The organism is Pseudomonas sp. UBA1879 (assembly GCF_002338065.1).
GTDB lineage: Bacteria > Pseudomonadota > Gammaproteobacteria > Pseudomonadales > Pseudomonadaceae > Aquipseudomonas.
Genome location: NZ_DDHJ01000004.1, coordinates 1,005,120 through 1,028,862, shown reverse-complemented (window position 1 = coordinate 1,028,862; position 23,743 = coordinate 1,005,120). Strand labels below are relative to the sequence as shown.

Annotated in this window: 19 protein-coding genes; 18 read left to right on the top strand and 1 reads right to left on the bottom strand. The window is 60.1% G+C overall.

Going from position 1 to position 23,743, the window contains the following annotated elements:
• Nucleotides 1-164: 164 nt before the first annotated feature.
• Both rhtA and B3N48_RS07690 read left to right on the top strand, forming a co-directional pair.
• Nucleotides 165-1,049 carry a threonine/homoserine exporter RhtA gene (gene rhtA / locus B3N48_RS07695; RefSeq protein WP_296181554.1) on the top strand — a complete coding sequence of 295 codons (885 nt, stop codon included), beginning with the start codon at nt 165-167 and terminating at the stop codon, nt 1,047-1,049.
• 178 nt (nt 1,050-1,227) lie between these two features.
• On the top strand, nt 1,228-1,518 hold the full coding sequence (locus B3N48_RS07690) for a hypothetical protein (protein WP_296181551.1): 291 nt from the start codon (nt 1,228-1,230) through the stop codon (nt 1,516-1,518).
• A gap of 82 nt (nt 1,519-1,600) precedes the next feature.
• Here B3N48_RS07690 and B3N48_RS07685 read toward each other — a convergent pair whose 3' ends face one another.
• Nucleotides 1,601-3,409, bottom strand: coding sequence for an aminopeptidase P family protein (locus tag B3N48_RS07685; RefSeq protein ID WP_296181548.1), 1,809 nt, complete (start codon nt 3,407-3,409; stop codon nt 1,601-1,603).
• 908 nt (nt 3,410-4,317) lie between these two features.
• Here B3N48_RS07685 and B3N48_RS07680 point away from each other — a divergent pair.
• The 16 genes from B3N48_RS07680 (at nt 4,318) to B3N48_RS07605 (ending at nt 23,409) form a co-directional block, all read left to right on the top strand.
• A complete protein-coding gene (locus B3N48_RS07680) occupies nt 4,318-5,103 on the top strand; it encodes a hypothetical protein (protein ID WP_296181546.1) in 786 nt (261 codons plus the stop codon).
• An 86-nt stretch (nt 5,104-5,189) separates the two neighbouring features.
• Complete coding sequence (locus B3N48_RS07675; RefSeq protein ID WP_296181544.1) at nt 5,190-6,311, top strand: DegT/DnrJ/EryC1/StrS family aminotransferase; 1,122 nt, start codon at nt 5,190-5,192, stop codon at nt 6,309-6,311.
• 41 nt (nt 6,312-6,352) lie between these two features.
• A complete protein-coding gene (locus B3N48_RS07670; protein WP_296181542.1) occupies nt 6,353-7,867 on the top strand; it encodes a lipopolysaccharide biosynthesis protein in 1,515 nt (504 codons plus the stop codon).
• Between the two features lie 40 nt (nt 7,868-7,907).
• Nucleotides 7,908-8,837, top strand: coding sequence for a glycosyltransferase family 2 protein (locus B3N48_RS07665; protein WP_296181539.1), 930 nt, complete (start codon nt 7,908-7,910; stop codon nt 8,835-8,837).
• Nucleotides 8,827-9,276, top strand: coding sequence for a low molecular weight protein-tyrosine-phosphatase (locus B3N48_RS07660; RefSeq protein ID WP_296181537.1), 450 nt, complete (start codon nt 8,827-8,829; stop codon nt 9,274-9,276). Before B3N48_RS07665 ends, B3N48_RS07660 begins: the two co-directional genes overlap by 11 nt.
• Complete coding sequence (locus tag B3N48_RS07655; protein ID WP_296181534.1) at nt 9,277-11,490, top strand: polysaccharide biosynthesis tyrosine autokinase; 2,214 nt, start codon at nt 9,277-9,279, stop codon at nt 11,488-11,490.
• A 57-nt stretch (nt 11,491-11,547) separates the two neighbouring features.
• Nucleotides 11,548-12,348: a WbqC family protein gene (locus tag B3N48_RS07650; protein WP_296181531.1), complete on the top strand. Its 801-nt coding sequence runs from the start codon at nt 11,548-11,550 to the stop codon at nt 12,346-12,348.
• A 6-nt stretch (nt 12,349-12,354) separates the two neighbouring features.
• Nucleotides 12,355-12,882: a transcription/translation regulatory transformer protein RfaH gene (gene rfaH, locus B3N48_RS07645; protein ID WP_296181528.1), complete on the top strand. Its 528-nt coding sequence runs from the start codon at nt 12,355-12,357 to the stop codon at nt 12,880-12,882.
• Nucleotides 12,883-13,125: 243 nt separating this feature from the next.
• Nucleotides 13,126-14,127 carry a glycosyltransferase gene (locus B3N48_RS07640; protein ID WP_296181525.1) on the top strand — a complete coding sequence of 334 codons (1,002 nt, stop codon included), beginning with the start codon at nt 13,126-13,128 and terminating at the stop codon, nt 14,125-14,127.
• Nucleotides 14,124-15,461, top strand: coding sequence for a glycosyltransferase family 4 protein (locus B3N48_RS07635; protein WP_414704200.1), 1,338 nt, complete (start codon nt 14,124-14,126; stop codon nt 15,459-15,461). Before B3N48_RS07640 ends, B3N48_RS07635 begins: the two co-directional genes overlap by 4 nt.
• Before the next feature lie 278 nt (nt 15,462-15,739).
• Nucleotides 15,740-16,942, top strand: coding sequence for a hypothetical protein (locus B3N48_RS07630; RefSeq protein ID WP_296181523.1), 1,203 nt, complete (start codon nt 15,740-15,742; stop codon nt 16,940-16,942).
• Nucleotides 16,943-17,214: 272 nt separating this feature from the next.
• Nucleotides 17,215-18,336: a glycosyltransferase family 4 protein gene (locus B3N48_RS07625; protein WP_296181520.1), complete on the top strand. Its 1,122-nt coding sequence runs from the start codon at nt 17,215-17,217 to the stop codon at nt 18,334-18,336.
• A 9-nt stretch (nt 18,337-18,345) separates the two neighbouring features.
• Nucleotides 18,346-19,386 carry an acyltransferase family protein gene (locus B3N48_RS07620; RefSeq protein ID WP_296181519.1) on the top strand — a complete coding sequence of 347 codons (1,041 nt, stop codon included), beginning with the start codon at nt 18,346-18,348 and terminating at the stop codon, nt 19,384-19,386.
• 98 nt (nt 19,387-19,484) lie between these two features.
• Nucleotides 19,485-20,738, top strand: coding sequence for a glycosyltransferase family 4 protein (locus B3N48_RS07615; protein WP_296181516.1), 1,254 nt, complete (start codon nt 19,485-19,487; stop codon nt 20,736-20,738).
• Between the two features lie 13 nt (nt 20,739-20,751).
• Entirely contained in the window at nt 20,752-22,164 is a 1,413-nt protein-coding gene (locus B3N48_RS07610; RefSeq protein WP_296181513.1) for an undecaprenyl-phosphate glucose phosphotransferase, read from the top strand.
• 162 nt (nt 22,165-22,326) lie between these two features.
• Nucleotides 22,327-23,409 carry a polysaccharide biosynthesis/export family protein gene (locus B3N48_RS07605; RefSeq protein WP_296181510.1) on the top strand — a complete coding sequence of 361 codons (1,083 nt, stop codon included), beginning with the start codon at nt 22,327-22,329 and terminating at the stop codon, nt 23,407-23,409.
• The last annotated feature ends 334 nt before the right edge of the window (nt 23,410-23,743 follow it).

The window sequence follows — 23,743 nt, the reverse complement described above, 5'->3', positions numbered from 1 at the left end:
GGCGAATTATAGAGACATTCGGAGGGGCGTCAAGCACTTATTTCGAATGTCCGAAAAAACATGCGCAAGATCAATATTGGGCACTATATTGCTCACGCGCGGATTCTTGAGCATCATGCGCCCTCTTATATACGCCCCCCAGCCTTTCGGATCTCTATAACGCAATGAATGCAAAACCCAACCGCCTGACCTCTGTTCTCCTGCCTGTCGGCATGTTGCTGGTCGCCATGACATCGGTACAAAGCGGAGCGTCGCTGGCCAAGTCGCTCTTTCCCGTGATCGGTGCGCAAGGCACCACGACCTTGCGCCTCGTGTTCGCCAGCCTATTAATGGTTATGATTCTGCGGCCTTGGCGGACCACCTTCACGGCAAGCTCTGTGCGTACGGTGCTTATCTACGGCATCGCACTGGGCGGGATGAATTTCCTCTTCTATATGGCTATTCGCACGATCCCGCTGGGGGTTGGCGTTGCGCTGGAGTTCACTGGCCCTTTGGCCGTCGCTTTGCTGCACTCGCGCAAGCTCACTGATTTCATCTGGATCGCCTTGGCAGTGACCGGTCTCTGTTTGCTCATCCCCATGGGACAAGCGGACGGCCTGGACTTTGTCGGCGCGCTTTACGCGCTGGGTGCCGGGGTGTGCTGGGCGGGCTACATCCTGTTCGGTCAAAAAGCAGGGGCCGATCATGGCGTGCAGACCGCCGCGCTCGGCGTGGTCATCGCTGCCATTTTCATCGCCCCGATCGGTATCGCCCACGCCGGCAGCGCCCTGCTCGACCCGACACTGATTCCAATCGGCCTTGGCGTTGCCGTTCTGTCGACGGCACTGCCCTATAGCCTGGAGATGATCGCCCTCACGCGCATGCCGGTTCGCACCTTCGGCACGCTGATGAGCATGGAGCCCGCGATAGGCGCACTGTCCGGGCTGCTGTTTTTGCACGAAAGTCTGTCGCTGACACAGTGGCTGGCCATCAGCGCGATCATCGTGGCATCCGCGGGGGCGACGCTGACCACGCAACCCGATCCCGTGGCGCTGGTGCCAGCCGACTGACGCTTTTTGACCCCAGTGACACGATGTCACTAGCATTTGTAACGCTGTTGCGCCATGTTTACGTCCACGCCTTTCCACTGCGCAGCTGTATATGGATAGGCATGGCTGTTGGCTTCAGGCAAGCGAGCGAATTCAAGCTAGAGACTGAGCGGCGGTGGCCGGTCAGGTAAGGAAATGAATGAAGTACATTTTAATAATGCTGGCCATGTTGAGCGTCGCCGGATGCGCCGCCACTTCCAAGCCAGTGAAGAGCAAGCGTGGCCTGCATATTAACTGCTCGGGCCTGTCGTCTTCATGGGATCAGTGCTACAAGATGGCAGCCGATTCCTGCGAGTCCAGGCAATACCGGGTCATTGCGAAATCCGGTGACGCGGCCGAGGAGCCAGGCGAGTTTCCGTTGGGCCTGAACCCTGCCGGGTACACCAGTCGCAGCATGATCATTGTCTGTAAAAAGCCGGCCAAGTCTTGACGGCGATTTCCCGCCCCTTTCCTTCTTGCTTCCTCCGAGAAATACCACCACCGCAGTGAAGCGGCGGTGGGACGCGTCGGTATCAGACCGGCGAAGTACGCAGTTCCAGCCACGCCAGCGCAGGGCCATCGAGCAGCGGACTCAACCGCCGTTTGACTTGCGCGTGGTAGTCGTTCAGCCACTCGCGCTCTTCTTGAGTCAGCAAGCCCACATTCAGGCAACGCGTGTCGATCGGACACAGGGTCAGCGTTTCGAATTTCAAAAACTCGCCGAACTCGGCTTGGCCCGCTTCCTGATTGATGACCAGGTTTTCAATGCGTACGCCCCATTGGCCTGGACGATAGGTGCCGGGCTCGATGGAGGTGATCATTCCCGGCTGCATGGCCGTCTGTGGCATAGCGGGGGCCTGATAGGCGATGACTTGCGGGCCTTCGTGCACATTCAGGAAGTAGCCCACGCCGTGGCCAGTGCCATGACCGTAGTTGACGCCCTCGGCCCAGATCGGCGCCCGGGCAATAGCGTCCAGCAGGGGCGAAAGAATGCCGCGTGGAAAGTGCGCCCGAGATAACGCAATCACGCCCTTCAACACCCGCGTGCAATCGCGCTTCTGCTCGTCGGTAGGTGTACCGACAGGCACCATACGGGTGATGTCAGTGGTGCCGCCGAGGTACTGACCGCCGGAATCGATCAGCAACAGGCCGTTGCCCTCGATGACGGCATGTTCCTCTTCAGTGGCGCGGTAATGCGGCATTGCGCCGTTACCGTTGAAGCCGGCGATGGTGGCGAAGCTTTGCGAAATATAGTCAGGCCGTCTGGCCCGAGCCGCACTGAGTTTTTCATCGATGGTCACTTCAGTCACGCGCTCTTCGCCCAGTGCCGAGTCCAGCCAGGCGAAGAATTCGCAAAGCGCCGCGCCGTCCTGCTCCATGGCCTGACGGATGTGCTGCGCATCTGCCTCGCTTTTCTGGGATTTGAACAAGGTCGTGGGGTTGAGCCCTTCGACCAGCGTCACTTCGCTGTCGAGGTAATCGAGCAACCCGCAGGTCACGCGGGCGGGATCGACTAACAGCCGCGCCGCCTTTGGCACTTCACGCAGCGCCGCCCCGATGGCCGTGTACTCGCGCAGCGTGATGCCTTCGTTTTCCAGGGTTTTGCGCAGGGCAGGGTTTACCTTCTCAGGTGCTACGAACAGGCTGACGCTGTCAGGACCGATCAAGGCGAAGGAAATGAACACAGGGTTGTAAGACACGTCTTCGCCACGCAGGTTAAACAGCCAGGCGATGTCGTCCAGGGTTGCGAGAAAATGCCAGTCGGCGCCACGCTCGGTGATGGCCTTCCGCAGACGGGTCAGCTTGTCAGGGCGTGATTGGGTGGCCTGGGGTGCGGCGTGTTCATAAATAGCCTGGGTCGGCAGCACCGGACGACCGTCCCACAGTTCGGTCAGCAAATCGAGGTCGGTGCGCAACCGGGCGCCACGGGCGTACAGGTTGCTGGCCAATGTGCGTGAAGCCGCAACGGCCAGCACTGCGCCGTCCACTGCAACCACGGAGTCGGCCTTGGCTTGATCTGCCAGCCATTCCAGTGGCCCTGGCTGACCAGGTTGCAGTTTCACCAGCTCGATCCCGCTGCCCGCCAATTCTTTAGTGGCCTGCTCCCAATAACGGCTGTCCGCCCACACCCCGGCGAAGTCCTGAGTGACGATCAGCGTTCCGACCGAACCATGGAACCCCGACAGCCATTGCCGGCCTTGCCAGTAGCCGGGCAGGTATTCCGACAAATGAGGATCGGCCGACGGCACCAGCCAGGCGTCGATGCCTTCACGTCTCATGAGGGCGCGCGCCTGCGCCAAGCGTTGCGCCACCTCTCCATTGGTTTTCGACTGCGTGTTCATTGCATCTCCCGCTGACCCAAATTGGTTTGCATCGCACCGGACAGATAATGGAGGACGTATCGGCAGGGAGCAACCAGCTACGGGTTGGGGGCCACACCTCACAAGTGATGCCTAAAAGCACAGGGGCGAGACTGCACGACAGTCAACCTTTTCAAAAGTTTCAGGGCCGCGCAAATAAGCCATAACTAACGGCTGAACTTTCCTCCCGTGCAAAAGTTAAGCTAAAGCGCGCGCACTGCTGTGCATTTCATAAGTTGCAAAGTTCGCTCTTTTTACAGCACGCATAGGCACTAAGCCGTTCAATTAATTCGCGCCATAAAACCGTTAGCCCCTATAGATGCCTGACTTTTGGCGGTGGAAAAATGTCTTTCGGGGCGATTTCGTCAACGTTCAACGCTGCATTCATGGCAGCGTACAAGTGTCAGCGCACCGTGCCGGGGCAGTGATGTTTTTTTGACTGCCTTATAAATCAACGAGTTAGATGATCGGTGTGCGGCGGTATCAAAAATTTAACAGAATGTTGGCGAAATAATTTGACAGAAACTCTTCGTCCGTCGATATATATGCCTGTCCATTGTTTAGCTTCATTTGCAGCGCAGCCACAGTGCCGTGCGCTAACGACAATGAGACTTCATCACGCACTACCTGCCAACGAAGTTAATGAACACGAACGGTGTGTTTCTTGCGTCGGTGGGATTGTGTTGGCCGAAAAGAAATTTTTCAAAAGAACTGAAAGTGCTCGGTTGGGCGGTAGCTTTGCCCAACGTTTTGTTCGGCCCTTTTGAAAGAAACAGCGTGAACACCACAGCGAACAGAACAGCAGGATCTGCAGATTCGGGCGGTAGCGTGCCCGAAGCGCCATTCGCACCCTGTTGTGTCCCCTTCCCTTCTTTAGAGGACGCGATGCAATGCCTTTATCTTTCGACATGGATGAGCAGCTGGCACAGCGCCTGGCCGCCGAAATCGATACCCATGGCTTTGCAAAACTGAGTGGCGCGGTCACCGATGCGGATCTTCAGCAGCTACGCAGCTGGACCGATGAGCAAGCCGGCAAACATCAGGGCGAATACTTCGCCTACCACGGCGAGGCGATGCTGAGCGACAGCCTGCTGTCGAGCTACTGGAGCGACCCGCAATTCAAATCGCTGTTGGGCAGTCTCTACCGACACGCGGCACGACACGATGCGCGCAGCGACCGGATTTTCCCCGTGCTGCGTTGCGTACAGGGCAATCAGGGCAAGCGCGAATCGAACGCCTTTCACTACGACGCCAGTCTGGTGACGGCGCTGATCCCCGTGTTCATCCCTACCGAGGGTGAGGAACGCGGCGACCTGATGCTCTTCCCCAATAGGCGGCGGGTTCGATCCTGGGTGCTGTTCAACGTGATCGAGAAGGCGTTGCTGCAGAACAAGATCACCCGCGGCTGGATCGTCAAAGGCATGCAGCGCAACTGGCTCAAGCCTTATGTGCTGCGCCTGGAACCGGGCAGCGTTTATTTCTTCTGGGGTTATCGCACGCTGCACGCCAATCAGCCGTGCGGCGCTGACGTGAAACGCGCGACTGCGCTGTTCCACTTCGGCGATCCCCACACAGGCAGCTTCGCAACGCGCCTGATCCTGCGGATCAATCAGGGCCGTGCCCGACGAATGAGTAATAAAGCCGGCAATCAGCCTCCCGCTTCCACGCCGAGCTGAACCGGACCGCACACCGTGTGCCCCCGCCTTGAAAGCATGGCTGCCTCAAAAGCCCTGAAAGATTCGCGTCAGAAATGGAGATTTCGATGATCAACGTAACCAAGACTTACCTGGGCGATATCGACAAGTTCAAGACTTACGTCGAAGGCATTTATGCGCGCGGCTGGCTGACCAACCACGGCCCGCTGGTATGCCAGCTGGAAGAGCGCCTGAAAGAATACCTTGGCGTCAGGCACGTGATCCTGACCAATAACGGCACCCTCGCCCTGCAGGTCGCCTACCGCGCACTGGGCCTGAACGGCAGTGCAGTGACCACGCCGTTCAGTTTCGTGGCCACCAGCAGCTCGCTGCAATGGGAAGGCATTCGCCCGATCTTCGCCGATATCGACGCGCAGACCTGGAACATCTCACCCGAGCACATCGAGAGCCGCATCGTCTCGGACACCACGGCAATCGTCGGCACCCACGTGTTCGGCAACCCATGCGCGGTCGAGCGCATCGAAGAGATCGCCCGTCGGCGCAATCTGAAAGTCGTGTACGACGGCGCCCATGCCTTTGCGGTGCGTCACGCCGGTCAGTCAGTGCTCAACTGGGGCGACATCAGCACCTTGAGCTTCCACGCCACCAAGCTGTTCCACACCATCGAAGGCGGCGCGATCATCACCAACGACGATGAGCTGGCGCGCAAGGTTCACCTGCTGTGCAACTTCGGCATCGTGGATGTCGACAAGATCGACGGCATCGGCATCAACGCCAAGCTCAACGAATTTTCTGCTGCGATGGGGCTGTGCATTCTCGACGACATCGAGAACATTCTTCAGCAACGCGCTGAAATTGCCCACCGCTACACCACGCGCCTGGGTGATTACGTCGACCTGCAGAAACCGCAAGACGACAGCCAGCTCAACCACAGCTACTACCCGATCGCCTTGCGCGACGAGCAACAGTTGTTGCGTGTGCGCAGTGCCTTGAACACCAACGGCATCAACCCGCGCCGCTATTTCTACCCGTCGCTGGACACCCTTGAGTACCTGCAACCCCAAGCCGCGCAAACGGCGTCGCGCTCCTTGAGCGAACGCGTGCTGTGCCTGCCGATCTACCCCGGCCTGCAACTGGAAGATCAGGAACGCGTGATTGCCACCGTGATCGCCGAATGCAGTCTGGGTCGTGCGCCCTACCAGGCACCGGACCTGGCGAGCGCTATCTGAACCCGCGACACGATCACGTATTGGCGAGAAAGGGACATTCCATGCAAACCAAACGCTCAGTCATACGCAACACTGCGTTGAGCTATGCAGGCCAGGCCTACACGCTGCTGGTGGGAATCCTGATCATGCCGTTCTACCTCGGCCATATGGGCGCGGAGGCATATGGGCTGATCGGTTTCTTCTCGGTGCTGCAAGCCTGGCTGCAACTGCTGGACGCGGGACTCTCGCCGAGTCTGGTTCGCGCCGTGGCACACCAGCAAGGCACGACAGTGCAGGATTACCACTCCGGTCGCCTGCTGCGCTCATTCGAGCTGATCTTTGTGCCGCTGGCCGGTCTGTGCTGCGTCGCGATGATGGTGGGCAGCGACTGGATCGCCGTGCACTGGCTCAACGCCAAAGAGTTGTCGACTGCGACGCTGGTCGAGTGCATCAGTCTGATGGGCGTCGTGATCGCGTTGCGGTTGTTTTCGACGCTCTATAAGAGCGGCATTCAGGGCCTTGAACAGCACGCATGGCTGAACATCGCCAACGTCATCATCGCCACCTTGCGCTACTTCGGCGGGTTGTTTCTGGTGAGCACGATTTCCAGCGACCCGGTGCTGTTCTTCGAGTTTCAGGTGCTGGTGGGGCTGATCGAAACGCTGATCTTCGCCATCCGGGCCTACCAACAGATGCCGACGCCGTCGTGGCTCACGGGCTTCGACTGGCAGCTAGTGAAGCCGATCATCCCGTTCGCCGCCAGCATGTCGGGCACTGCGGTGTTGTGGATTGTGCTGACCCAGATCGACAAGGTGCTGCTGTCCGAAATGCTGCCGCTCAACGAGTACGGCTACTTCTCGCTGGTGGCGCTGATCACCACCGGGATCATGATGTTGAGCAACCCGCTGGCCCAGACCCTGTTACCGCGCCTGACTGTGCTGATGGCCGAGGGGCGTCGCGATGACATGCACAACCTGTTTCTGGCAGCCAATCGTTTTGTCTGCACGTTTCTGTTTCCGCTGGCCGCGCTGATCGCTTTGCATGCCCACGACATGGTGTACGCCTGGTCGGGTGACCTGGCAGCCGCCGACTGGAGCCGCTCGATCCTGCCGTGGTACTCGCTGGGCAGCGCGATCATGGCCGTCAGTGCATTTCAGTTTTACCTGCAATACGCCTACGGGCGGATGCAACTGCATATCTGGTACAGCGTTGTTTCAGCCGTGATCACAGTGCCGGTGATGTACACGGCGATCCATTTCTACGGTGCGTTGGGCGCCGCCCTCGCCTGGTTCGTGCTGCGCCTGGTGTCCTTCGCCATCTGGCCGATGATCGTGCACCAGCGCCTGGCACCGGGGATTCACGGCCTGTGGTTGAGGGACATCCTTCGCATCAGCGTGATGACCGCCGTGGGCCTGGCACTCAGCGAACCGGTGCTGCGCCTGATCGCCGATGACAATCGCTTCCATACGTTTATGGGTCTGGCCGTGAGCGGCCTGATCACGCTGATGGTGGTAGCGGCCAGCTACAAGCCACTGGTGACCAAGATTTCCGTCCTGTTCAGCAAGCCCAGTCTTTGACGGGCTTGATTCCACGCCTTTGAAACCGAGAGACACAGCCATGGATGCTATTAGCAAAAAGACGAGCGTTTCGCCGTCCGCCGCACCCCTGGTCAGCATCGTCTGCCCAGCCTTCAACCAGGAAGCCTACATCGTCCAGACGCTGGAAGGCTTTCTGATGCAGGAAACGTCCTTCGACTTCGAGATTCTGGTCAATGACGATGCTTCCACGGATGGCACGGCGCGCATCATCGCCGAATACGCCGAACGCTACCCGACGCTGATCCGCCCGTTCTATCACGAGACGAACCAGTACTCGCAAGGCAACCCTTCAGTGCCGCGCCTGTTCGGCGAAGCCCGCGGGCGCTACATCGCTTACTGCGAAGCCGATGACTACTGGACCGACTCGCGCAAACTGCAAATCCAGGTGGACTTCCTCGAAAACCACCCCGATTACGTGCTGACTTACCACGACGCCATCCCCTTCGACATCCATGGCCAGTACCCGGTCCAGCTGCAAGGCAAGCTGCGCGGCGACGCCACGGCGCTCGAATTGCAGAAGGCCCGGCCGATCTCGACGCTGACCACGGTGTTTCGCAACGTGTTCGACTCGTTGCCGAAAGAGCTGGCTGCCGCGCCGCTCAACGATCTGGTCTGGTGGTCGCTGCTGGGGGCGTACGGCAAGGGCAAGTTCATGGCCGAGGTCAAACCCGCCATGTATCGCCTGCACCCGGGCGGCGTATTTTCCATGCGCTCGAACAAGCGCAAGTTGCACATGGCGTTGCAGACGTCCGGCGCGTTGGCCAACTATTACAACCGCCTGGGCAACGACGAGCTGTACGAGCACTTCCTGATGGAACTGGTCGGTTATTCGCTCTCCGCGATCACGCCGCAGCGCAAGGTCGAGACCTTGCTGCAAGTGGGGCGCAACTTCAGCACCAACATCGGCAAACGACTGATGACGACGTTCAGCAAAGGCCATGTTCAGTAACGTTCTGGTGGTCTGCGTCGGCAACATCTGTCGCAGTCCCATGGCCGAAGCCATGTTCCGGCAACGCGTGTCCAATAGCATCGCGATCTCGTCGGCCGGCACCCACGCCATGCTCAGCTCCACCATGGACCCGTTGGCCAAGGCCGTGTTGCTCGTCAATGGCGTCGAGGCGCACCGGCATCGAAGTCGGCAAGTCGACCGACACATGCTTCACGAGGCGGATTTGATTCTGCTCATGGAGCATCGCCAGATGCAGAGCGTGCTCAAGCTGGCCCCCGAGGTACGCGGCAAAACGTTTCTGATTGGCAAATGGCAACACGCTCTGGAAATTGCCGACCCCTACAAGCGCCCAAAATTAGCCTTTGAACAGACCTACGAGCAGCTCTCGCGTTGCGTCGACGACTGGCTTCCTTATCTTCAGTCAGGAGATCCAAGATAAATGACCGCTATGAACCGTACTTCCCTGGACGAGGTCCAGGACTCCCGGATCGATTTGGCGACTATCTTGCGCACACTTTTCGATCACAAAGGAATGATTGCATCGATTATCGGTGTCTGCGTCCTGATTGGACTCACCTACGCCATGCTGGCCACGCCGATTTTCCAGGCCAACGCGATGATCCAGATCGAGCCGAAGAAGATCGGTATCGAAGGCCGCACTGAGATCAACGCCAAGCCATTGTCGGTGTCCCAGGCGACCACCGAGATCGAGCTGATCAAATCCCGCGCGGTATTGGGCAAGGTCGTCGAAGACCTGAAGCTCAACATCATTCAGAAGCCCAAATACGTGCCCGGTATCGGCGGCTTCATGGCCCGCCGCTTCAAGCCTGAGCACGAAGGCGCTATCGCTTCACCGCTGTTCGGCCTCGACAGCTATGCGTGGGGCGGCGAGAAAATCGACATCTTCCAGCTGGAAGTGCCGGACGCACTGCTGGGCGAAAAGATGACCATGGTCATCGACAAGCCTGAGAGCTTCAGTCTGTATGACGAAGACCACAACAAGCTGCTCAGCGGCCCGGTCGGTCAGACCGTCGAAGGCAGCGGCGTGAAGATCCAGGTGGCTGCACTCGCCGGCCGCCCTGGCACTGAGTTCACGGTGGTTCGTCAACGCACCCTGACCTCCGCGCTGGATTATCAGGATCGTCTGAAGATCATCGAAGCGGGCAAGGACTCCGGCATCGTCTACCTGTCGATTCAGGACCCGGACCCGGCACTGGCCAAACGCATCCTCAACGAAGTCAGCCGCCTGTATGTGCGTCAGAACGTTGAACGCAGCTCGGCCGAAGCCGCTCAGCGCCTCGAGTTCCTGCGCTCGCAACTGCCTGCCGTGCGCAAGCAACTGGAGCAGTCGGAAATTGCGTTGAACAATTTCCAGACCAGCGCCAAGTCGGTGGACTTGAGTGTCGAGACCAAATCGGTGCTCGATCAGGTGGTCAAGCTGGAAGGCACGCTGTCTGACCTGAAAATGAAACGGGTCGACGTCGAGCGTCTGTACACCCCGGAACACCCGACCTATCGAGGCCTGATGACCCAGATCAGCCAGGTCGAAGCGCAGAAAGCGGCGCTGCTGAAGAAGATCGAAACCCTGCCGGCCACGCAACAGGAACTGCTGCGCCTGACCCGCGACATGCAGGTCACCTCGCAGACCTACACCCTGTTGCTGGACAAGAGCCAGGAGCAGGACATTCTGCGCGCTGGCAGCATCGGCAACGTCCGGGTCATCGACAACGCCGACGCCAACGTCGAAGAGCCGGTCAAGCCGATGCGCAAAATCATCGTCCTGGTCGCCGCCCTCGTCGGTCTGCTGCTGGCCGTGGCCACTGTGTTCGTGCGTCAGGCGTTCTACCGTGGCGTGGACAATCCTGATGTGATCGAAGGTTTGGGCATGCCGGTCTACGCGTCGCTGCCGTTTTCCCGTCAGCAAGAGCGTCTGGACAAAATGGGCAGCCGTTCAGGCAACAAGGAGCCGCGCCTGCTCAGCGTCAGCGCGCCTACGGAACTGGCGATCGAGTCGCTGCGCAGCCTGCGTACGAGTCTGCATTTCGCGATGTTGGAAGCACGCAACAACGTGCTGATGATTTCCAGCCCGACGCCGGGTGTGGGCAAATCGTTCGTCTCCAGCAACCTGGCGGTGATCATTGCCCAGACCGGCAAACGCGTGCTGCTGATCGACGCCGACATGCGCAAGGGCTACCTGCACAAGCTGTTCAACCTGACGCCCAAGCATGGCCTGTCCGACACCCTGGCTGCACGCCTGCAAAGCAAGGAAGTGATCAACCACACCGAAGTGCGCAATCTGGACTTCATCTCGTGTGGTTTCGCCGCGCCCAACCCGTCGGAGCTGTTGATGCATGACAACTTCAACAAAATGATCACCGACCTGTCGCCGCTGTATGACTTGGTGATCATCGACACCCCGCCGATCCTGGCGGTCACTGACGCCACGCTGGTGGGACGTCAATCGGGCACGTGCCTGCTGGTGACCCGCTTCGGCCTGAGCACCGCCAAGGAAATCGAGGCGTGCAAACGTCGCCTGATGCACAACGGCATCCTGATCAAGGGCGCGATTTTCAACGGTGTGCTGCGCAAGGCCTCGACCGCCGACTATGACTGCGCGGCCTATGGCTACGACTACACGACGGTTCGCAAATAACTGAAAGCCCTGCCCACGCCGGTGGGGCAACCCGCAGTAGCAGTCAAGGAGACGTTCATGGCCAGGACCATTGCAGTGATGCAACCCTATCTCTTTCCTTATTTGGGTTACTTTCAGCTCATCGCCGCGGCAGACGTCTTCGTCCTGGGAGACGACCTGCAATACGTGCGTTCGGGTTGGGTCAACCGCAATCGCATTCTTCAAGGCAACGAAGCGCGCCTGATCAGCTTCCCGCTGAAGAAAGATCGCTTTGTGTTGCAGATCAATCAACGCCAGCTGTGCGACGGCTTCACGGAAGAAGCCGAGCGGCTGGTTCGTTTGATCACCGAAAGCTACGAAAAGGCGCCCTACTTCGCTCAGGTCATGCCGCTGATCGAACGCCTGATTCGCTTTCCGCACCAGAACATTGCGCTCTACGCCGAAAACGCGCTGCGTGAGCTGTGTGCCTATTTGCACATCGTCACGCCGATCATGCGCAGTTCGGACCTGATTCTGGGCACTCCGGCAGACAAGCAGGAGCGCATCATCCGTATCGCCCACACCTTCCAGGCGACAACGTTCATCACCCCGGAGGGAGGCTCGGTGGTCTACGACCGCGACCACTTTGCAAGGAATCGCTTATTGGTGCGCTTTTTCCGGATGGATCCGGTGGCGTATCAGCAATTTGGTGAACCTTTCGTCGCCAACTTGTCCATCATTGACGTACTGATGTTCAACTGCGTCGAGCAGGTCCAACAGATGCTCAGCCAGTACCATCTGGACAAGCACCCGCCCGCCGCTGATCCCGACTTGCTGGCCAGGCAGACAGCCTACGCTGAGCGTGTTTCAACCCCGACGAACCGGATTGCAGTGGAGTGAAGAACGATGTCTCAAGCCGATAGCCTTTCCAGCAAGCCCCCGCGCTGGTACCTGATCCAGACCAAGCCCCGCCAGGAAGGCCGGGCGGAGGAACATTTGCAGCGCCAGCAGTTCGAGTGCTACCGACCGGTCAAGCATGGCGAAAAAAAACGCGGCTCGCGCGGCCCTGCCGAAGAAGAGCTGTTCCCTGGCTACCTGTTCATTCGCATGGACCAGACGAATGACAACTGGTACCCGATCCGCTCGACCCGTGGGGTGGCGCGCATCGTGACCTTTGGCGGGATGCCGGTTCCGGTGAAGGACGAGTTGATCGAGCAGATCCGCGAACGCCTGCAGGCGCCGCCGGCAAAGGTGGCGTTTCAAGAAGGTGACGCGGTGCGCATCACGGCGGAGGGCTTCAACGACGTCGAAGCGATTTTCCTCGCGGCGGACGGCGACGAGCGCGCGGTCATCCTGCTCAACCTGCTGCAACGTGAACAGAAGGTCACCTTGCCGGTGAGCAGCCTGACGCGGCTGGAAGCGCGGGTGAGCTGACACACTGCAAACCCCTATAGAAACTCTAGAAACGCAAACCCTATGGCAGTGAGCGTGCTCACGAAGGCTGACGTCCAAGGTCCATGTCTGATGCGGATGGACTGGCCCCCTTCGTGAGCAAGCTCACTCCCACAGATCGGGTTTATCCAGCCCGACCGTGATCACCACCTGATTTCCAACACTCCGATTTTCCGCGGGGCTGACACTTTCAGCCTCTTGAACCCTCTTTGCCCGGAACTCACCATGACCTCCAAAACGACGCTGGTGACGCTCACCTATGGTGACCGTTTCAACTATCTGCACACGCTGGTCAGCCGCTCGCTGGAAAGCCCGCTGATCGATCGCGTGATCATTGTCAGTAACGCCTCCACCTCCCCGCTGGACACCCTGCGCCGCACCTGGCCGGACCAGGTCAGCGTGATTTACATGCACGAAAATACCGGTTCCGCCCGGGGTTATTCGGTGGGGATTCAAGCTGCGCTGGACGCCGGCGCCGAGCACATCTGGCTGATGGACGATGACAACGCGCCGACCATCAACGCTATCGCCACGCTGCATCAGGTGCTTGAAGAGCGCAAGCTGATCGACGGTGACGACAAGGCCGCAGTGCTGGGCTTCCGCCCGACCCATCAGGCCGACATCGCTGCGGGCGTACCCAAGCGTTTCGCGATTCAGCGCCGGTCGAGCTTCTTCGGTTTTCACATCGCGCAGCTGCCTTACAAGATCTGGCGCCGCCTGCCGTGGGGCGCACCGCAAGGCGCTCAGGGCAAATTGCAAATGGTGGAGCTGCCGTTCGCGACCTACGGCGGCCTGCTCGCCCACCGCAACTTGTATCGCAAGATCGGCCTGCCGCTGGACGCGCTGATGCTCTACGCGGATGACAGCGAATACACGTGGCGCATCACGGCCAGCGGCGGCCGGATCTTTCTGGTGCCGGACGCGGTCCTCGATGACCTGGAGAACTCCTGGAACATCAAAGCCCGCACCAACAACATCTATGAAAGCTTCCTGCTGGGCGGTTCGGATTTGCGCGCTTACTACGGCGCACGCAATCAAGCCTGGTTCGACAAGAACGTCTGGGCCAATTCGTCACTGCTGTACAGCCTCAACCGCTGGGTGTTCTTCCGCCTGCTGCGGTTGATCGCCAAGCGCCGGGGCGCCGAAGAGCGCTTGAGCCTGATCGAAAAAGCCATCCGGGACGGTGAGTCCGGCGTACTGGGCCTGAATCAGTCGTATCCATTATGAAAATACTGTTCATCAGCAGCCTGTACTTACCCCATATCGGTGGCGGCGCGGAGATCGTGCTGCAACGCACCGCCGAAGGCTTGCAGCAGCGCGGCTGTCAGGTCAGCGTGCTGGTGACCGGTCCCGATGCAGGGTTGGCGAGCGACACGGTCAACGGTGTGAAGGTGTACCGCGCCGGTCTGCATAATTTCTATTGGCAGTTCGGCGCTCAGCGTCCGGGGCGCCTGGCCCGCCTGGGCTGGCACCTGCGGGATCGCTACAACGGCGCCATGCGTCGCTACGTCAAGGACGTGATCAGCACCGAACAGCCGCAACTGGTGGTCTGCCATAACCTGGCGGGCTGGTCGGTGTCGGTGTGGGATGAGATCACTGCCGCTCGCTTGCCGATCGTTCAGGTGCTGCATGACATGTACCTGATGTGCCCGAGCAGCAACATGTTCAAACGCGGTCAGTGCTGCCAGCAGCAATGCAGCAGCTGTCAGGCGTTTCGCAAGGGCCATGATGTGCGCTCGGCGCAGGTGTCGACGGTGGTCGGCGTCAGCCAGTTCATCCTCGACAAACTGCAGCAGCGCGGCTACTTCAGCGGGGCCAAAGGCTACGTGGTGCACAACGCCAGCCCTTATGCACCGGTACGCAACGGCCTGAGCCGTCAGCGGCAGATTGATCCGGCGATGAGAAAGGCGCCGCTGCGGTTCGGCTACATGGGCACGCTGTCCGAACAGAAAGGCGTGCGCTGGCTCATCGAACAGTTTCAGCGTCTGCCCTTCGACGCGACGTTGCAGATCGCCGGGCGTGGACAGGCCAGTGACGAGGCCGCGTTCAAGGCGCTGGCGACATCGCCGAAGATCAGCTTCGTCGGCTATCAGAAGCCCGAAGCGTTTTACAGCCAGATCGACGTCGCCGTGGTGCCGTCGATGTGGAATGAGCCGTTCGGCATGGTGGCCGTCGAAGCGTGCGCCCATTCGGTGCCGGTGATTGCCAGCCGCATGGGCGGCTTGCCGGAAATCATCCAGGACCCGCTCAACGGTTTGCTGTGCAATCCAAGCGATCCGGATTCGCTGGGCCACGCGATGCTCCGGCTGCATCAGCAGCCTGATTTGCTCGTCCGCCTGAGCAATGAAGCGCGGGTCAGCGTGGCATCGCTGTTGGACCTGGACCTGATGCTGGACAGCTACGAAAGTATCTTTGCCCAGACATTGCTGGACAACATCGCATCCCACTCCCCGATGGACTGTGGGCGCCGGGTAGCTGGCGACAGCGGCGTATCAGGTGCCACGCCTGTCGCCGACCCGTCGCATTCACCAGCAAGTCGGCTGCCACGCCGATCGAGTTGACTGAGGTTGCATCGCTGAATCGCACCGAGAGACCCGACCGTATTGCCGCTTGCCGTTTGACCTGTATGAGAAACCGCAGTCATGCGACTCCACCCGCCGACGGCCCGAGACCTACCTGAGCAAGCGCTCCGGACCGTGCCTCTTCATTGAGACAAACCATGCCCATCACGCGCCTGACGAGGTTACGACGACCCCTTACGGTTCTGCTATTGAGTGGGGTCTTGTGCGGGTCGGCCGTTGCTGACGATTCATTCATCATTGGGGTCGATACCCATCTGATGAACCGGAACACCTCGCCCGCCAAAGCGTTGCAACTCCTGCAGGCGGCCGGGGTGGATTCGGTACGGGACGATGCCTACTGGTCCAGCGCCGAGCCCCGACGAGGTTTGATGAAAATCGAACCTGCCTGGCAGTCGTATCTGAGCCAGACACAGGAACATCGGCTACGGCCCTTATTGGTGTTGGGCTACGGCAATCCCTTCTACGACAACTACGCCAAACCGCGCAAACCCCTGGTGCGGGATGCGTATGGCAACTACGTGAGTTTCGTGACGCGCCAGTTGGCGGACAGCGTGGATTTTTATGAGATCTGGAACGAGTGGGATAAGGAGAACCCGGTTGACCCAGACTTCGCCAAGGACTACGCGGTGCTGGTGCAAGAAGCGGCCCGACGGATTCGCGCCAATCAGCGGCCGATGGTGATTCTCGCAGGCGCGGTGACCAGTCAGGGCATGGACCTGGGGTTCGCCGACCGGCTGGTGGAGTCGGGCCTGCTGAATGTCGTCGATGGCTTATCGCTGCACCCGTATGTGCATTGCCGCTCGGATGAGCGCAACACGCCGGAGAACTGGATCGCCTGGTTGCGCAGGATCAGCGAAGACCTCAAGGACAAGACGAAAAGCCAGACGGCCGTGCCGTTGTACCTGACCGAGATGGGTTGGCCGAGCAACGAAGGGCGCTGCGGCGGCGATGAGAAAACACAGGCGGCGTTTCTGGCGCGCAGTTTTTTCCTGGCGCAGACGATGCCGAACATTAAAGGCATGTGGTGGAACGGCTTGCTCAACGATGGCCCGGACAGCACCGACCCTGAACAGAATTTCGGCCTGCTGACTCAGGATTTGGGCGTCAAGCAGGCATACCTCACGCTGAAGGCGATCAGCCCGACGTTGCATCAGTACCGCTACGACGCGGAGAAGAGTCGGGAAATGGATTCGCAGTACCTGCTGCGGTTCGCCCGCGGTTCGGATCAGATCATGGTGGCGTGGACGGCGGGTTATCCGCGTTCGATCAAGGTCGACGCAAGCAGCGTGTTGCGAGGCAACGTGCAGTACATCGACACGCGAGAGCCGCAGAAGGGCCTGGTGGACAGCGGCATTCCATGGAACTGCAACGACGGGCGCTGCTCGGCGCAGGTGCCGATCGATGAGTTTCCCAAGGTCATCACGTTAGGCACCCGCCCTGCCCTGTTTGCCTTGCCCTGATTCACAGATGATCGTCAGCGCACTCCGCACGTGAGGGAGATGAATGTCAGCGCACACCGCACAGGTGGGAGCCGGCTTGCTGGCGAATACGGGATGTCTGTAACCCGCCAGGTGGCTGCCACAGCGCTTTCGCCAGCAAGCCGGCGCCTGCAGGGATCGCGGTAACCAGAACGTAACAACCTGCTTTTTTCGACTCGCGTCAACGCGTCCGGTCTCATCGGGGCGCTGATGGACCTCGCACGACCCATTCATCTTTCATCAGGTCGCCCACAATGATTGTGATCAATGCACGTTTTCTGACTCAGGAGTTGCGGGGCGTTCAGCGCTTCGCGGAACAGATCTGTCTGGCGCTGAAACAGCTGCGCGACGACGTTATCTTCGTCGCGCCCCACGGCATCAAAATGCACGAGACGGCCCGCGCGCTGGACGTACAGTGCATCGGCAGCCACAGCGGCCACCTTTGGGAACAGCTGGATTTGCCGCGTTACTTGCGTCGCCACGGTGAGCCGCTGCTGATTTCCCTGTGCAGCACCGCACCGCTGTTCTACCGCAATCAGATCGCGACTCACCACGACGTCACTTATGTGCGTCACCCGGAAAGTTACACCCTGGCCTTTCGCCTGCTGTACCGGACCATGACCCCGATCATGCTGTCGCGGATCAAAGCGTTGTTGACCGTCAGCAACTTCTCCAAAGGCGAGATTTCGCAGTTCTACAACTACCCGGAAAAGAAGATCTTCGTGGTGCCCAACGCGGTGAGCGCAGCGTTCCAACCGGGGCCGCCGCTCAAGGATCAGGCCAATTATCTGCTGGCGGTTTCCTCGCCCAGCGCTCACAAGAACTTCAGCCGGATGATTCAGGCGTTCCTGATGCTGCGCGACCAGGACGATCTGCACCTGCACATTGTCGGTGGCGCAAGCGATGTGTTCGCGGACGACAATCTGCAACGCCTGGCCAGTCGCGACAAACGCATCCGTTTCCTCGGTCGACTGAGCGACGAAGAACTCATCATGCAGTACCAGGGGGCTACGGCGTTCGTCTTCCCTTCGCTGTACGAAGGGTTCGGCATCCCGCCGCTGGAAGCGCAAGCCTGCGGTTGCCCGGTGCTGGCGGCCAACGCGGCTTCGATCCCGGAAGTGCTGCAAGCCAGCGCCTTGTACTTCGATCCGATGGATGTCACGCACATGGCCTCGGCGATGGAACGCATTCTGGTGGACCTGCCGCTGCGACAGTCATTGCGTCGACGGGGCTTGAACAATGTGGCGCGGTTTTCTTGGGAAGAGTCGGCGCGGCGGGTGTCGCAGCGCATCGACACCCTGCTCAACCAACCCCGGGATCGGCGCACCAGCACCGGCAACGACGCCCTGCGTCGCGAATCGTCCAGCAAGTCGTGAGGCACGCCCATGAAACGTTTGGCCTATCTTGACGCGCTGCGCGGAATCGCCGCTTTGATGGTGGTCTTCACTCACCTCTACGCGCCGATCATCGGCCATGTCTGGGTCTTCGATTACCTGATCGACCCCGGCAAGCTGGGGGTGCTGTGGTTTTTCATGATCAGCGGCGTGGTCATCCCCTACAGCCTCAAGCCCGGTCCCGATGGTGCGCAGCGGTTTCTGATTTCGCGCTTCATGCGGCTGTACCCGGCGTACTGGGTGTCGCTGCTGCTGTTCGTGGTGATGCTGAAACTGACCGACGCACCGCTGCCGTCCCTCGCCCAAATCGTTGCCAACGTGACGATGGTGCAAGCGGCACTGGGTTTCGACGACGTGGTGGGGCTGTACTGGACGCTGTTCATCGAGTTGGTGTTTTACGCGCTCTGCCTGGCGCTGTTCATCAGCGGCAAGCTGTACGACCAGACGTTCCGCACCCGCTGCTCGCTGCTCTTTCTGCTGATGGCCCTGGCCATGGCCGTGGTCCGCGCCGTCAGCGAACGCAAGTTGCCGGTGGCCTTGCCGCTGGCGCTGTCACTGATGTTCTTCGGTTCGGTGTGGCGCCAGTGGTTGCTGGCCGAACATAGCGCGGAACTGACCCGCAACCTGAAAACGCTGCTGATCGCGTTCACGTTGCTGCTGCCACCGACGCTGATCATGGCTTACAGCCAAGACATGGGCACCGGGGAAACCTGGGGCCGCTACTGCTTCACCTATGGGCTGGCGATCAGCAGTTTTCTGTTGCTGACCCGCAGCCTTCGCCTGGACCACCCCGCCCTGGTGTGGTTGGGCGCGGTGAGCTACTCGCTGTACCTGCTGCACCCGTCGATGTTGATGCTGAGTGAGTTTCTGCTGGCGCACACCGGGGCTTCGGCGCTGACCCTCGCGGTCGTTGCCACCCTGCTGACGCTGGTGGCCGCGCATCTGTGCTTCCGCTATATCGAGTCACCTTTTATTCAGCTTGGAAAACGCCTCAATAATCGCAAGGCCAAGACGCTGCCTGTCAGCGTCTGAAGTCGTGCCAGCGTAAACAACAAACCGCTCTGGGAAAGTCCGCGCGAGCTTTGCTCGAGGTGGCGGACTTTTGTGAGCCGTTCATGCCGAGAATTCCAATGAAAATTGCAATCGTCCACGACTGGCTGGTGACGTACGCGGGTGCCGAAAGGGTTTTGGCCGCGCTCATCAAAATCTGGCCCGAGGCGGATCTGTTCTCCGTCATCGATTTCCTCAGCGATCAGGACCGCGCGCAGCTGGGGGGCAAGGTCGCCAAGACCACGTTCATCCAGCGCCTGCCCAAGGCGCGGACCAAATACCAGCGCTACTTGCCGCTGATGCCGATGGCCATCGAACAACTGGACCTGTCCGGTTACGACCTGATCATCAGCAGCAGCCATGCGGTGGCCAAAGGCGTGCTGTGCGGACCGGACCAATTGCACATCAGCTACGTGCACTCGCCCATCCGCTACGCCTGGGACCTGCAGCACCAGTATCTGAAAGAGGCCAACATGAACAGCGGCCTCAAGGGCAAAGTGGCGCGGATGATCCTGCACTACATGCGCATGTGGGATCAGCGCACGTCTGCCGGGGTCGATGACTTCATCGCCAACTCGCATTTCATCGGCGCGCGGATCACCAAGTCCTACCGTCGCGAATCCACGGTCATCTACCCGCCTGTGGACACCAACGGTTTCACCCTGCAAGACACCAAGCAGGATTACTACTTCACGGCCTCGCGCATGGTGCCGTACAAGCGCATGCCGATGATCATCGAGGCGTTCGCGGCCATGCCGGACAAACGCCTGGTGGTGGTCGGCGACGGCCCGGAAATGGAAAAAGCCAAGGCCGTGGCCGCCAACGCGCCCAACGTGACGCTGCTCGGCTATCAACCGTTCTCGGTGTTGCAGGAGCACATGCGCAATGCCAAGGCCTTCGTGTTCGCCGCCGAAGAGGATTTCGGCATCAGCCCTGTGGAAGCACAAGCATGCGGCACGCCGGTCATCGCGTTCGGCAAAGGCGGCGTGCTGGAAACCGTCTGCGGTCTGGATCATCCGCAGCCGACCGGGGTGTTCTACCCGGAGCAAAGCGCTGCTTCGCTGATCGAAGCGGTTCACACCTTCGAAGCGTCCGGTGGCCGCATCACCGCCCAGGCGTGCCGCGCCAATGCCGAGCGTTTCAGCGAGGCTCGTTTCGAGCAGGAAATGCGTCAGTTCGTCGAGGTGCGCCTGGCTGCAGCACGTCAGGCCCGTCAGCCTGCGCAGTACCGGGTGCCACAACCGGCACCGAGCCTGGTGGCGCACGGCCTGTCAGCTTCAAGCCTGGTCCCCGGCGACCTGGCTGCCCGCGTTGTTCCGATCAAATCCGTCTGAGCGAGCACAGAACATGAGCACACCCCTTCGCGGCATCTTGCATGCTCATCAGTCATCCCTGTCCGTCGCCCACCGCTTGCTGGACCTGGCCGTTATCGCCCTGTGTGGCTACGGCATCAGCCACCTCACCGGCACACCGATGGGCACCGAGGGCTGGATGCAAGTCCTGCTGGCCTCAGTGGCGTTCCACTGGCTGGCTGAATACCACAAGCTGTACGGGTCCTGGCGCGGCGAGCGCATTCTGCGCGAACTGCTGAAAGTCGCCAATTATTGGGGGCTGGCCTTCGTCCTGCTGCTGTTCGTGGATTACCTGTTGCTGTCGCCGGCGGACATTGCCGATAACAGCCAAATGGCCTGGTTCGCCACCGTGCTGATGGCCCTGTGTGGCTATCGCCTGGCGATTCGCAGCGTGCTGCACACCCTGCGCGCCCGTGGCTTCAACGCCCGGCGCGTGGCCATCGTCGGCACCGGGCATTGCGGCGAGCGCTTGGCGATGTCCATTGAAAGCGCACCGTGGATGGGCCTGGACCTGCTGGGCTTCTACGACGAAACCCCGGAGCAAATGGACCTGGCGCGCATCGGTCGGCGCATCCCGGTGCTCGGCGATCTCGATCAACTGATCGCCGATGCCCGGGACGGCAAAATCGACAAGGTCTACATCACCCTGACCCTCGGCGCACAAGCGCGGCTGCAGGAACTGATCAAGGGCCTGAGCGACACCACCGCGTCGGTCTATGTGATCCCGGACGTGTTCATGTTCGAGCTGCTGCACGCCCGCACCGAAAGCATCAACGGCTTGCCGAGCATCAGTATTTTCGACTCGCCCATGGATGGCGCGTGGAGCGTGGTCAAGCGGCTTGAGGACATCGTGCTGTCGAGCATCATCCTGAGCATGATCGCCCTGCCCCTGATGCTCATCGCACTGGCGATCAAGTTCACCTCGCCCGGCCCGGTGTTGTTTCGCCAGCGCCGCTACGGGCTGGACGGCCGGCCAATCATGGTCTGGAAATTCCGCAGCATGAGCGTTCAGGAAAACGGCGATGTGGTGACCCAGGCCACCCGCAACGACAGCCGGATCACGCCACTGGGCGCGTTCCTGCGCCGGACCTCCTTGGACGAGCTGCCGCAATTTTTCAACGTGCTGCGCGGCGACATGTCCATCGTCGGCCCGCGCCCCCACGCCGTGGCGCACAACGAGCAATACCGCACGCAGGTCTCGGGCTACATGCTGCGGCACAAGGTCAAGCCGGGCATCACCGGCTGGGCGCAAATCAACGGCTGGCGTGGCGAGACCGACACGCTGGACAAGATGCAGAAACGCGTGGAATTCGACCTGCAGTACATCGAGCACTGGTCGGTCTGGCTGGATATGAAAATCATCCTGCTGACGCTCTTCAAAGGTTTCGTCAACAAGAACGCATTCTAAAAACGATCTGCCAATACAAATGAGTCGGCCGTCGCTGACGAGCGCGGCAGGAGGTGCATGGGTGTATGAAATAACGTGATCCGATGTTCGGTGTGAGTAAGGGATGCAACGAAATCACTGCGGTGCCAGTACGCACCTTTTAGGATTAGAAGGAACATTCATATGAAAGTAACGTTCGCGGTAGTGCTGCTTTCCACTCTGGTTTTGCAAGGCTGCGCATTCGCCCCGGGTCAATACATGTCGCTGAGCGATGTCACCGATAAGGACCCCGACGGTCCGGCGGTCACGCTCGTCAATATCACCCCGACCACCCTGGCACAGCAGCAGAAAACCGCCGCCTCCCAGGCCAAACCACTGCCCCCTGAGCTGTTGACCTACAAAACCCCTGAATACGTGGTCGGGCCGGGCGATGCCCTGTTGGTCACCGTGTTCGAACACCCGGAACTGACCGCCCCCGGCTCTCAGGAACAACTGGACGCCAACAGCCGTGAAGTGCTGAACGACGGCACCGTGTTCTTCCCGTACGTCGGGCGTATTCAGGCAGCGGGCAAGACTGTTTCGCAGATCCGCGAACAGCTGCGCATGGGCCTGTTGCCGCAATACACGGAAGTCAAAGTGGACGTGAAAGTGCTGCGTTACAACAGCCAACGCGTCCTGCTGTCCGGTGCGTTCAAGGCGCCAGGGCCACAGCCGATCACCAACATCCCGTTGAGCCTGGTGCAAGCGATCAGCACTGCTGGCCTGGACCTGACAGACGCCAACCTCGCCGGCCTGACCTTGCGTCGTGACGGCAAGGATTACGTGATCGACGTCGACTCGCTGAACCGCAAGGACTCGCAACTGAGCAAGATCTACCTCAAGGACGGCGACTACCTGCACCTGAACAGCAACTCGAAGAACAAGATCTACGTGTTGGGTGAGGTTCAGCGTCCACAGGTGATTTCGTTCAGCACCACCAGCGTCACCCTGCTCGAAGCCCTCGGCACGTCCGGCGGCTTGAGCCCGGATGCCGCAGACGGTGAGGCGGTGTATGTGATCCGCGCCCAAGACGCGACCCACGCCGCCACGGTCTATCACCTGAACGCGAAGAAGCCGACCAGTTATGCACTGGCCAAGGGCTTCGAACTGGCCGCCCAAGACGTGGTATTCGTGGGCCCGGCGAACATCACCCGTTGGAGCCGCTACGTGAGCCAGTTGCTGGGTTCGAACAACATCATCCAGACGGGTGCGATGTTCCGCAATTGACCGCAGCGTTGAGCGGCAGGCTTCAAATGGCAAGTTAGAAGCAACAGCAAAAAACAAAATCCTCGCAGCGTTGGCTGCGGGGATTTTTTTTGCCTGACGTCTCATTCGCACGGCGCCCATACGTTATGGGATTTGTTCGCATGACAACCGCACGCTCTGGAATCTATTCGCATGACGCCCGCGCGCTCTGTGATCTATTCGCATGACGCCCGGACGTTCTTGGACCTGTAGGAGCCGCCGGAGGTACGACGGCCGCGATAGCGGTGGTTCAGTTGTAAGTGAGTGATCTGACACTCCGCCATCGCGGCCGTCGTGCCTCCGGCGGCTCCTACAG